Below are 12608 nucleotides of genomic sequence, written 5' to 3' on the forward strand. Positions count from 1 at the left end.
ACTTTAAATATCTTATTATTTAAATGTTATTTAGGGTATAATTTTATTATAAATTAAAGCCGAGGTGAAATAATGTTTGATATACAAGAACAGTTAAAAAAGCTTCCAGCAGAACCTGGGGTTTATTTAATGAAAAATGAAAATGATAAGATTATATATGTTGGAAAAGCCATATCTCTTAAAAATAGAGTAAGGCAATACTTCCAATCTTCTAAAAATCATACATCGAAAGTAAAATCAATGGTAAAGAACATTGCCAAATTTGAATATATAATAACTGATTCAGAATTAGAAGCGTTAATTTTAGAATGTAACTTAATAAAGCAATACAGACCTAAGTATAATGTGCTTCTTAGAGATGATAAAACATATCCATATATAAAAGTAACTGTAAATGAAGATTATCCAAGAGTTTTAAAAGTAAGAAAGGTTTTGAAGGATAAGGCTAAATATTTTGGGCCATATACAAATATAACTGCTGTAAATGATACTCTTGAGATAATAAGAAATACATATCCTATAAGAACATGTAATATAGATATAGAAAAAGCAATAGCAAATAAAGTTCGCCCATGTTTAAATAAACATATTAAAAAATGTATAGGCCCATGCACAGGTGAAGTAAGCAAAGAAGAATATAATAAAATGATAGAGGAAGTAATTTTATTTTTATCTGGAAAAGAAGAAAAATTAATAGAAATTTTAAAAGAAAAGATGAATAAATGTGCAATGGATTTTAATTTTGAAGATGCAGCAATGTATAGAGATAAAATTAGAAGTTTAGAAGATATGGTTCAAAAGCAAAAGATAGACTCAGGAACTTCAGATTTAAATCAAGATATAATAGCTATGGCTAGAGCTCATGACGAAGCTTGTGTACAAGTGTTTTTTATAAGAAATGGAAAAATAGTTGGAAGAGAACACTTTATTTTAGAAGGTGTTATGGATAGTTCTCGTAAATCTATTTTATCATCTTTTGTTAAACAGTTTTATATATCTCAAGATTATATACCTAAAGAAATTATAATAGAAGATGAGATAGAAGATAGTTTTGTTTTAGAAGAATGGTTAACAGATAAGAAAGGTCAAAAGGTAAGTATAAAGGTTCCTCAGAAGGGGGACAAGAAGAACTTGATAGAAATGGTTAGAAAAAATGCTATTGAGTATCTAGAAAAGTTCTCAAATCTAAATAAATTAAAGTATCAAAAGAGTATAGGTGCTCTTGAAGAACTTAAGAATATTTTAGGATTAAAAGATATACCAAAACGAATAGAATCATTTGATATATCAAATATACAAGGTGTAGATTCTATTGGATCAATGGTTGTATTTACAGATGGTAAAAAGGATAAAAAAGAGTATAGAAGATATAAGATAAAAACAGTTGAAGGTCCAAATGATTATGACTCTATGGCGGAGATAGTGGAAAGAAGAATAAAATATGAAAACTTTCCAGATTTAATACTGCTAGATGGAGGAAAAGGTCAAGTAAGCTCAGTTAAAAAAGTTTTAGACAGATACGGTGTCAATATTCCTCTATGGGGCATGTATAAAGACGATAAACATAGAACAAAAGGATTAATTTCCCAGGAAAAAGAAATAGAACTCGATAAAACATCTAATTTGTATAGATTTGTAGCAAGCATACAAGAAGAGGTTCACAACTATGCTATTTCATATCATAGGAGCTTAAGGAATAAATCTTTGACAAAATCAGTGTTAGATGATATACAAGGAATAGGAGAAAAAAGAAAGAAAGCATTATTGAGTCACTTTAAAAGCATAGAAGAAATAAAAGTTGCTAGTTTCGAAGATTTATTAGAAGTAGAGGGAATGAATAAGTCTTCAGCAGAAAGTGTATTTAAATTTTTTAACAACAAATAACTTTTATAAAGGAGTAAATTACACAATGGAAATAGATAATGAGAGAAGTGAAAAGTCGGTTTCAATTAGGCAATTAATAAAAGATTTAGATTTAGAAGTAGTAAATTTACCTGATGATGTAGAATATTATGTCCACTATCAAGATATACACAGACCAGGTTTACAGTTTGCAGGTTATTTTGAGCACTTTACTTATGATAGAATCCAAATAGTAGGAAGAACAGAATATACTTATTTTAGTCATATGGATAAGAATGTGAGAAGGTCGGTTCTAGATAAATTTTTTAGTTATGAAGTTCCAGCTTTAATAGTTTCTAGGGGTTTAACAGTAAAAGATGATGTTATAGAAATGGCTAAAAAACATAATAGAGTAGTTTTAGCAACAAAACGTAATACTACAAGATTAATAAATAAATTATCTAATTATTTAGACTCAAAATTATCTCCTACAACTACTATACATGGGGTTTTAGTGGATGTATTTGGAGTTGGAGTGTTAATAAGAGGGGAAAGTAGTGTTGGTAAATCAGAAACAGCTTTAGAACTTGTTCAAAGAGGACATAGATTAATAGCAGATGATGCAGTAGAAATAACTAAAGTTGACGAGAATATACTTATGGGACAAGCTCCAGAAGTATTAAGACACTTTATGGAAATAAGAGGAATAGGTATAATAGATGTAAGAAGCATGTATGGAATAGGTGCTGTAAAAGATTCTAAGGTTATAGATTTAGTTATACGATTAGAATCTTGGAATGATAAAACTTATTATGATAGATTAGGATTAGATAAAGAGTATGAGGAAATATTAGGAATAGATGTAGAAAAACTAATAGTTCCAGTAAAACCAGGAAGAAATACAGCTATGATTTTAGAGGTTGCAGCTATGAACTTTAGACAAAAGCGTATGGGATATGATGCAGCAAAAGAGTTTACAAAGAAGTTAGCGACTTTAATAGATAAAAATAAATAAGGGGTGACGACTTGTCACACCTTATTTTTATGTTTAATATAAGCAAATTTACTATTCAGTAGCTTTAGCTAATTCTTCATCGCATTCGAAAAAGTTGCTTTTATCGAAGTAGTGAGTATGAAGATATTTATGAGCTAAATCACCACATGGATTACCTAAAAACTCATCATATAGTGTATTTACTGCAGGATTTTTATGTGATTTACGGATTTCTTTATTAGAATCTATATTGTATAATCCTTCAGATCTTGATTTAACTATAGAATAATCTCCGCGGTGATAAGGTTGACCTGCTCCTGCTATACATCCTCCAGGACAAGCCATTATTTCTATTATGTGATACTTAGAATTACCAGCTTGAACATCATCCATTATTTTCTTTGCATTTCCTAAACTACTAGCAGCGCAAACATTTATTATTGAGTCTCCAATAGTAATACTAGCTTCTTTTATTCCATCAAGACCTCTAACAGATTTAAAATCTAAACTTTCTAGTTCTTGACCAGTAACCCATTCGTAAGATGTACGAAGAGCAGCTTCTAATACGCCTCCTGTAGTACCGAATATATCGGCTGCACCTGTAGATTCGCCCATTGGATTATCGAAATTTTCATCATCTAAATTTAAAAAATCTATTCCAGATTCTTTTATCATTTTAGCAAGTTCTCTAGTAGTGATAGATACGTCAACATCTAAAATACCATCATTTCCTAGTTCAGTTCTAGAAACTTCATATTTCTTTGCGATACAAGGCATAACAGAAACTACAGTTATATCTTTAGGAGATATATTTATTTTAGAAGTAAAGTAGTTTTTAGCTATAGCTCCAAACATGTTTTGAGGAGACTTACAGCTAGAAGCTAAATTTAAACATTCAGGATAATGGTGTTCTAAGTAGTTTATCCAAGCAGGGCAGCAACTTGTTAAAATTGGTAAATTTTTATTTTCCCTTAATCTATTTATAAATTCAGAAGCCTCTTCAAGTATAGTTATATCAGCTGCAAAATTTGTATCAAATACATATTTAAAACCTAATAACTTAAGAGCAGAAACCATCTTTCCAGTAGTTATAGTACCTGGAGCAAGCCCAAATTCTTCACCTAAAGCAACTCTTACAGCTGGAGCAACTTGAACCACTGTTGTTTTTTTAGGGTTATTAATCTCATCCCAAACTAAATCTATATTATTAACTTCAGATAAAGCTCCTGTAGGACAGACAGCAACGCATTGCCCGCAGAAAGAACAGTTAGTCTTAGCCATATCTTCGTTAAAGAATGTAGATACCATAGTTTCAAATCCACGATTAACTCCTGATAAAACTCCTACCTTTTGTATTTCACTACACATAGTTTCACATCTTCTGCAAAGTATACATTTATCATGGTTTTTAACTATAGATTTACTAGAATTATCAATTCCTAAATTAGTTTTTTCACCTTGATAAGTTATATTTCTTACTCCTAAGTCATGAGCAATAGTTTGAAGTTCACAATTTCCATTTTTATCACAAACCAAACAATCTTGAGGATGGTCTGATAATAAAAGTTCAACTACAGTTCTTCTTGCATTTAAAGCACGAGGAGTATTAGTTTGAACTTCCATACCTTCCTTAACATTAGTAGCACAAGCAGGTACTAAACCTCTTTTAGTATCAACCATACATACACGGCAAGAAGCGCATTTATTATGCATATTTATTTCATCCATATGAAGATGACATAATGTTGGAATTTTTATATTTAATTTTTTAGCTGCATCAAGTATTGTAGTTTCGTTCTCAACAGATATATTTTTACCATTTATAGTTAAATTAACTAGACTCATTGATTATCCCCCTTATCTCTTAATTATTGCATTAAATTTACAGTTGTCCATGCAAGCTCCACATTTCAAACATTTTGACACATCTATTTCATGCTTTTCTTTAACTGAACCAGATATACATCCAGCAGGGCAAACTTTAGAACATTTTGTACACCCTATACATGAATCAGTTATAACAAAGTTTAATAGTGCTTGACATTTGCCAGAAGGACATTTTTTATCAATAACATGAGATTTATATTCATCATAGAAATAGTTAAGAGTACTTAGAACTGGGTTAGGAGCAGATTTTCCTAATCCACATAAAGATGTACTTACTATAGTTTTAGATAAATTTTTTAAATCTATTAAATCTTGTTCCGTACCTTTTCCATCTGTTATTTTTGTTAATATTTCAAGTAGTCTCTTATTACCTATACGACAAGGTGTACATTTACCGCAAGATTCTTCGACTGTGAATCCTAAGAAGAATTTGGCGATATCAACCATACAGTCAGTATCATCTAAAATAAGCATACCTCCTGAACCCATCATAGAACCTAGGTTACTTAAATTATCAAAATCTATAGGAGTATCTAAGTAATCAGAAGGAATGCAACCTCCAGATGGACCACCTGTAAGTACTGCTTTGAACTCTCGACCATCCGGTATACCACCGCCTATATTATATATTACATCTCTTAGAGTTGTACCCATTGGTATTTCAACAAGTCCTACATTATTTATCTTTCCTCCAAGAGCAAAAACTTTAGTTCCAGAAGATTTCTCAGTTCCTATATTTTTATACCAATTACCGCCATTGCTCAAAATAGGAGGTATATTGGCAAAAGTCTCAACGTTATTTGCACAAGTTGGAACATCCCAAAGACCTTTTTTAGTTGAGCTATAAGTTTTCATTCTAGGCTCTCCACGATTACCTTCTATTGATCTCATTAATGCTGTACCTTCACCACAGACGAATGCACCAGCCCCGTATTTAAGTTCTATATTAAAGTTAAAATCAGTTCCTAATATATTATTACCAAGAAGTCCTAAATTTTTAGCTTGAGATATAGCTAGTTGAAGTCTTTCTATAGCGAGTGGATATTCAGCTCTTATATAAATATAACCAGTATCTGAACCTACTGCATAACCACAAATAGCCATAGCCTCTAGAACTTTATGGGGGTCTCCTTCTAATATAGATCTATCCATAAATGCACCAGGATCGCCTTCATCTGCATTACAAACAACATACTTTTGATCAGAGATAGATTTTCTAGTAGCTTCCCATTTTACTCCTGTTGGGAACCCTGCACCGCCTCTACCTCTAAGTCCTGAAACTTTTACTTCTTCTATAACTTGTTCAGGTGTTAGCTCAGTTATACATTTACCAAGCGTTAAATAACCATCGTTTGCTATATAATCTTCAACTTTTTCAGGATTTATGTATCCACAATTATGTAGAGCTATACGCATTTGTTGTTTATAAAAAGAAATATCCTCAGAAGCATGTACCTTTTTATTTTCTGAAGCTTCCAAATACAACAATCTATCTACTACAGTTCCTTTTACTAAATGTTCTTGAACAATTTCTTTGGCATCATCGGCACTAACCTTTACATAGAAAACGTTATCAGGATGAACCTTAACAATTGGACCTTGAGCACAAAAACCAAAACAACCTGTTAAAGATACACTCACAGTATCTTCTAAGCCTGCATTTTTTATTTCGGCTTTCAAACTATCGATTATAGGCATACTATTTGCAGCTCTACAGCCTGTATCTCCACAAACTAGTAATTCTTTTTTACTATTTTCATGGATTGTATTATTTCTTAAAGATAAATTTGGTTTTAACTCATCAATTAGATCTCTTAATTCATTAAATGACTTTATTTTACTCATCTATTCCCTTCCCCCTTAATTAACAAGTAGCTTCTATTTGTTTATATTCAGCTATTATATCTTTTACTTGGTCAACCTTAACTTGACCATAAACTTTTCCATTTACAACAACTACAGGAGCTAAGCCACAAGCTCCAACACATCTAAGACCTTCAAGAGAGAACATAAGGTCAGATGTAGTTTCACCAGATTTAATCCCCAATTGTTTTTCAAATTCAGCAAGTATTTTGTCTGCACCTTTTACGAAACAAACCGTGCCTAGACAGACACTTATTTTATATTCACCTTTTTGTTCAGTGGTAAAGTAAGAGTAAAAACTTACAACACCATAAACTTTAGCTGGTGATACATCTAATTTTTTTGCAATATGAAGTTGCACTTCTTTTGGTAAATAACCAAATAGACCTTGTGCATGGTGTAAAACTTGAATTAGAGCCCCTTTTTTAGTAGGTAAAGAATCTATAAATTTATCTAATTCTTCAAATACATCATTGTTACATTGAGAACATCTACACATACAGAACCTCCTTGATATTAAACTAAAACTTTATTTTTATAATATATTAATATATTTGTCGTGATATACATATTATAGCGTATTTATTATAAAGTTTTTACCAAATTTCTAAATTTTCAAAAAATAAAAAAATAACAAAAAATAAAGTAAAAACACCCAAAATAATATATTTATTTTAGGTGTTTTTGTTTTATAAAACAGGAGATAGAAGTCTTGATATAGATTCTTTAAACTGAATAACTCTAGATCTGTTATCATACATTTCCTGAGTTACTTGTACACATTTTTCTATATCTGCTTCAAATATCTCTTTTTGTTTAATTGCAACATCAGAGCAATACATAAATGCATTGACTTCAAAATTAAGTTCAAAACTACGGATATCCATATTTGCAGTACCTATAGAACAAATTGAGTCATCTATAACTACTGTTTTTGAATGAAGAAAAGCATTCTTATCATAAGTATAAATCTTAGCTCCAAATTTTAAAAGTTCTCCAGCATAAGAATAGCTTGCCCAATATACAAATGGATGATCTGGTTTAGATGGAATCATTATTCTTACATCTACACCTGATAAACATGCTATTTTTAGAGCATCAAGTAAAGAACTATTTAATATAAGATATGGAGATTGGATATATAAATATTTTTTAGCTTTTTGAATCATTTTTAAGTATCCATATTTAATTTCGTCTATTTCTGATAAATCAGGACCACTATTAACTATTTGTATTCCTACATTGCCGTTATATGGATTAATATCATCATTTAAATACTTAGTAAAACTAATATCTTCATGAGTAGTATATCTCCAGTCCATCATAAATCTAAGATTTAAATCATTTACTGCAGATCCTACTATTTTAGTATGAGTATCTCTCCAGTAACCAAACTTAGGATCTTTTCCTAAGTACTCATCCCCAACATTAAATCCACCGACAAACCCTACTTCGCCGTCGATTACAACTATTTTACGGTGATTTCTAAAGTTTAAGTTGAAGTTTATTATTTTTAAGAATGAAGGGAAGAAAGCTCCTATCTTACCCCCAGCTTTTCTTAGCCTTTGAATTCCTTTTTCAGATAAAAGTCTACTCCCAACTGTATCATATAAAAGTCTAACCTCTATACCTTCAGAAAGTTTTTCAATAAGAATGTCTAAAATTTCATTTCCTATTCCATCGTCTTTAAAAATATAAAACTCAATATGAATATATTTCTTAGCTTTTTTTAATTGAGCTTTTAATTCATCAAAGAATTCGTAACCATCAGTATAGATTGAAACTTTATTGTTTGTAGTATATGGAGCACTATTTAAGGTAGCTAAAGAGTAAATCATATCTCTATGTTCTACTATACTAGGTTCAAATTTCTCTGAGTACTGTAAGAAATCTGCAGATTCAATCATTCTGCTTTTTAATTTTTTATCTTCCTCTTTTTTTAATTTGAACATATTAACTTTATTCATTTTTCTACCAAACACTATATATAAAACAAAACCTGCTGGAGGAACTATTGTTAAAATTAAAATCCAAGCAACTGAAGATTCTATACTTCTTCTTTCTCTAAATATCATATTAAGAATAACTAAAAAGTTAATCATATATAGAGCTATTACTAAAAATTCATATGAAAAAATTACGGATAAAATGATAATCCCCTCCTTAAATGCATTTTACGTAATTGGATAATTATATTAATTATAACAAAAAGACAAAAATTTAACCATATAAAAACCCTCTTATACATAATAAGAGGGTTTAACAATATATAATATTAATTTTCGTTTTTACTCATAAATAAGAAGTAGTAAGATCCTGCGATTATCATACCACCTATTATATTACCTATAGTAACTGGTAGGAAGTTATGTAATAAAACATTTCCCAAGTTAAAGTTTGCAACATCAGCTAAAGTTTTATGAGCTGCTTCTAAATATGTTGGGTTTAATTTAACAATTAAACCAGCTAATAAATATCCCATGTTAGCAACAACGTGTTCTACTCCGATACATACGAATACGAATATTCCTAACCAACCCATTATTACTTTTCCTGAAACAGACTTAGCTGCATATGAAGCCCAAACAGTAGCACAAACTAATAAGTTACAGACTACACCTGAAGCTATAGCTGCAAAAAATTCTATGTTTGATTTACCAACAGCAGTTTTTATAACAACTCCACCGTATAAACCATTACTCCAGTCAAATACACCAGATTTAGCAACTAAAGCGGCAGCAAAAGCAGCACCTATTAAGTTTCCGATCCAAACTAAAGACCAGTTTTTAAAAGTTTGGCCCCAAGTTACTTTTTTCTTTAACGCTGCTAGTGTTATAAGAATATTACTTGTAAATAAGTCTCCACCTGCTATTAATATAAGTACTAGACCAGCAGGGAACATAAGTCCAGCAACCATTTTTCCTAATCCGTAAGTGGCTGGATTAGCTAATAAGTTATATGATGCAGCAATAGAACCTAAAGCTCCTAAAGCTATATACATTCCAGCTAAAAATGCAGAAACTAAAACTTTTTTAGTTGGAGTAGTCGCTTTTTTTATTCCTGCATGTAAAGTATACTCAGCAACTTCAGCAGGTGTAAGCATTTTTTTATCACTCATTTAAAATTCCTCCTAATATAAAAAATATTATAATTAATTTAAAAATTTTATAAATACACAACTTCAACAATTATACAACAAATTAATTCTTTTGTATACAAAAAACGACATACAAGAAAATACAAAATTTAGGAAATAAAAAATTATTTTATTTAATTAAATTTAAAACATTGAGAAAGTTTGGTCAAAGTATTGGCTCGACTAGATTTTGATAAATTTAAAAATGGATTTTAAATTAATAGTAATGTTTCTAATTATTTGTGAAATTAATTACAACAAGCTTCATATAATTAAATATATAAATTTTAGGGGGAATTTTTATGGATAAAAGTTTTTTGACTCCAATAGAAATAGCGAATGCAACTGTAGAATCGGGGATAAAGAAATCAAAATTATCTACGAAAAAAAGTATATTATTAGGTATTTTAGCAGGTTTATTTATCGGGTTAGGGGCGTTAGGTAATATTTTAATTAGTCAGACTATAAAAGACCCAGGATTAGCAAAATTTGCAGGAGCAAGTATATTTCCAATAGGACTTATGTTAGTTGTAGTTTGTGGAGCTGAGTTATTTACAGGAAATAACCTTATGACAATGGCAGTTATGGATAAAAAAATAACAACGAAGGAAATGATTAGAAATTGGGTATTAGTATATATAGCAAATTTTATAGGAGCAATTATACTTGTGGCGTTTGTTTATTTTAGTGATACTTTAGTTAAAGATGCAGCTATAAAGTCTATAAATATAGCACAAAGCAAAGTAAACTTAGGATTTACAAGTGCTTTTTTAAAAGGAGTAATGTGTAATATTATTGTTGTTTTAGCTGTATGGTTTGCAACCGCAGGAAAAGATATAGTTTCTAAAATTTTTGCGTGTTGGTTTCCTATTATGTTATTTGTTTTATGTGGATTTGAACATAGTATAGCTAATATGTTTTTTATTCCTATGGGAATGGCGCTAGGAGCTGATGTATCGATTTTACAATTAATCTTTAATTTAATATCAGTTACATTTGGGAATATAGTTGGAGGGGCTATTATAGTTCCATATATATATTATAATTGTTATTTAAAAGAAGATTGATTAAACTTTAATAGCAAATAAAAAACGTTGATAGTTATATCAACGTTTTTTAGTCTCAATTCAAGGTTTTTTGTATATTGTTATTTTGTTTTTAATACATTATTATAGTATATGGATAATTTTAATGTAAAGAAGAAATTAAATGAATAAAGAACACCAATTAGGAGGAAATATAATGAATAAGGAATTTATATATAAACATTTATTAAATATATTAAATAAGGAAGACATACTTTTAGACGAACCAATGAAAAATCACATATCGTTTAAGGTAGGAGGTCCAGCGGATTTTTTAGTAAAACCAAGAAATGAAGAACAGATAAAAGATTTAGTATCTTTATTAAAAAAAGAAGAGATACCATACTTAATTGTCGGTAATGGATCAAACCTTTTAGTTAGAGATGGAGGAATAAGAGGTGTAGTTATAAAAATAGCTGATAATTTCAATGAGTTTAGAATAGAAGGAAATACTGTTTATGCACAATCAGGAGCATTACTTTCTTTTATGGGTAAAGCTATATTAAATGAAAGCCTTACAGGGTTTGAGTTTGCAGCAGGTATACCAGGAACTTTAGGTGGAGCTGTAGCTATGAATGCAGGTGCATATGGCGGAGAAATGAAAGATATAGTAAAAAGTGTTAAACTTATGGATTTTGAAGGAAATATATGCGAATTAAGTAATGAAGAAATGCAGTTTTCTTACAGAAAGAGTATAATAAGTAAAAAGGAATATATTGTATTGTCTGCAATTATAGAATTAAAAGAAGGTAACTTTGAAGAAATAAGAGAATCTATGAGAGAATTAACAAAAAGTAGAGTTACAAAACAACCTTTAAATCTACCAAGTGCAGGAAGTACATTTAAAAGACCAGAAGGGTATTTTGCAGCAAAACTAATAGAAGATAGTGGATTAAAAGGATTAACTTTAAGAGGAGCTCAAGTTTCAGAAAAACACTCTGGATTCGTAGTTAACTTAGGAAATGCGACAGCTAAAGATATACTAGATTTAATATATATAGTTAAAAATATAGTGAATTCTAAATTTGGTATTATGCTAGAAGAGGAAGTTAAAATACTAGGAGATGAATAATAATATGAAAATAATAGCTGATTATCATACTCACACTGTATACAGCCATGGAAAAGGAAGCATTGAAGATAATGTAAAAGTGGCTATTGAAAAAAATATCGAGAAGATAGGTATATCAGATCATGGGTATAAGCATATTGCATATGGAGTTAAATATGATAATATAGCGAAAATGAGAGAAGAAATAGACAGGCTTAATGAAAAGTATACTCAAATAGAAATACTTTTAGGAATGGAATGTAATATATTAGATGATAAAGGAAATATAGATGTAGATTATAAAATTTCTAAAATGTTAGATTACACTATGGCGGGTTATCATTTTGGATCAATGCCCACATCTATAAAAAGCGCTCTTAATCATACATTTAATTATTTGAAAATTAAAGGACATTGCAAAGATTACAACACAAGAGCTGTAATAAATGCCATTGAAAATAATGATTTATTTATAGTAACTCACCCTGGAGATAAAGGGGACGTATATATTGATGAAGTGGCAAAGGCGGCTGCTAAACACAATACTTTGCTAGAAATAAATTCACACCATGGCAACTTGAGTGTTGAACAAATAAACAAGGTTAAAAACACAGGTGTAGAGTTTGTTATAGGATCAGATGCACATACTCCAAATAACGTTGGTAATTTTGAAAAAGCCTTAGAAATTGCAAAAGAAGCGAACTTGGATTTTAGCCTTATAAAAAATATTAAACTTTAAGAGGGGGAGAT

The 12608-nt window shown here is 29.9% G+C and carries 10 protein-coding genes; 5 read left to right on the top strand and 5 right to left on the bottom strand.

Annotated features, from left to right (window positions below):
- The first annotated feature begins 72 nt into the window (after nt 1-72).
- Together uvrC and hprK are read left to right on the top strand one after the other, a co-directional pair.
- On the top strand, nt 73-1884 hold the full coding sequence (gene uvrC, locus ACN6I1_RS00515; protein ID WP_419742373.1) for an excinuclease ABC subunit UvrC: 1812 nt from the start codon (nt 73-75) through the stop codon (nt 1882-1884).
- A gap of 25 nt (nt 1885-1909) precedes the next feature.
- The gene (gene hprK, locus ACN6I1_RS00520) at nt 1910-2857 is read left to right on the top strand and encodes an HPr(Ser) kinase/phosphatase (RefSeq protein ID WP_021430144.1); all 948 of its coding nucleotides are present in this window, start codon (nt 1910-1912) and stop codon (nt 2855-2857) included.
- Between the two features lie 51 nt (nt 2858-2908).
- On the opposite strand, the gene ACN6I1_RS00525 is transcribed toward hprK, so the two are convergent.
- The 5 genes from ACN6I1_RS00525 to ACN6I1_RS00545 form a co-directional block, all read right to left on the bottom strand.
- Nucleotides 2909-4681, bottom strand: coding sequence for an NADH-dependent [FeFe] hydrogenase, group A6 (locus ACN6I1_RS00525; protein WP_419742374.1), 1773 nt, complete (start codon nt 4679-4681; stop codon nt 2909-2911).
- 12 nt (nt 4682-4693) lie between these two features.
- Nucleotides 4694-6568: an NADH-ubiquinone oxidoreductase-F iron-sulfur binding region domain-containing protein gene (locus ACN6I1_RS00530; RefSeq protein ID WP_419742375.1), complete on the bottom strand. Its 1875-nt coding sequence runs from the start codon at nt 6566-6568 to the stop codon at nt 4694-4696.
- A gap of 19 nt (nt 6569-6587) precedes the next feature.
- Nucleotides 6588-7085: an NAD(P)H-dependent oxidoreductase subunit E gene (locus ACN6I1_RS00535; protein WP_419742376.1), complete on the bottom strand. Its 498-nt coding sequence runs from the start codon at nt 7083-7085 to the stop codon at nt 6588-6590.
- 190 nt (nt 7086-7275) lie between these two features.
- Nucleotides 7276-8742 carry a cardiolipin synthase gene (cls, locus tag ACN6I1_RS00540; protein WP_419743285.1) on the bottom strand — a complete coding sequence of 489 codons (1467 nt, stop codon included), beginning with the start codon at nt 8740-8742 and terminating at the stop codon, nt 7276-7278.
- A gap of 119 nt (nt 8743-8861) precedes the next feature.
- A complete protein-coding gene (locus ACN6I1_RS00545) occupies nt 8862-9704 on the bottom strand; it encodes a formate/nitrite transporter family protein (RefSeq protein ID WP_419742377.1) in 843 nt (280 codons plus the stop codon).
- Nucleotides 9705-10024: 320 nt separating this feature from the next.
- Between ACN6I1_RS00545 and ACN6I1_RS00550 the strand changes: the two genes are divergently transcribed.
- The 3 genes from ACN6I1_RS00550 to ACN6I1_RS00560 all read left to right on the top strand — a co-directional run bounded on the left by ACN6I1_RS00550 (nt 10025) and on the right by ACN6I1_RS00560 (nt 12597).
- The gene (locus ACN6I1_RS00550) at nt 10025-10789 is read left to right on the top strand and encodes a formate/nitrite transporter family protein (RefSeq protein WP_419742378.1); all 765 of its coding nucleotides are present in this window, start codon (nt 10025-10027) and stop codon (nt 10787-10789) included.
- 175 nt (nt 10790-10964) lie between these two features.
- Nucleotides 10965-11879, top strand: a complete 915-nt coding sequence (gene murB, locus ACN6I1_RS00555; protein WP_419742379.1) for a UDP-N-acetylmuramate dehydrogenase — start codon at nt 10965-10967, stop codon at nt 11877-11879.
- Nucleotides 11880-11883: 4 nt separating this feature from the next.
- The gene (locus ACN6I1_RS00560) at nt 11884-12597 is read left to right on the top strand and encodes a PHP domain-containing protein (protein ID WP_419742380.1); all 714 of its coding nucleotides are present in this window, start codon (nt 11884-11886) and stop codon (nt 12595-12597) included.
- Nucleotides 12598-12608: the final 11 nt, after the last annotated feature.

Origin of the sequence: Paraclostridium dentum (genome assembly GCF_048568265.1) — a bacterium.
GTDB lineage: Bacteria > Bacillota > Clostridia > Peptostreptococcales > Peptostreptococcaceae > Paraclostridium > Paraclostridium dentum.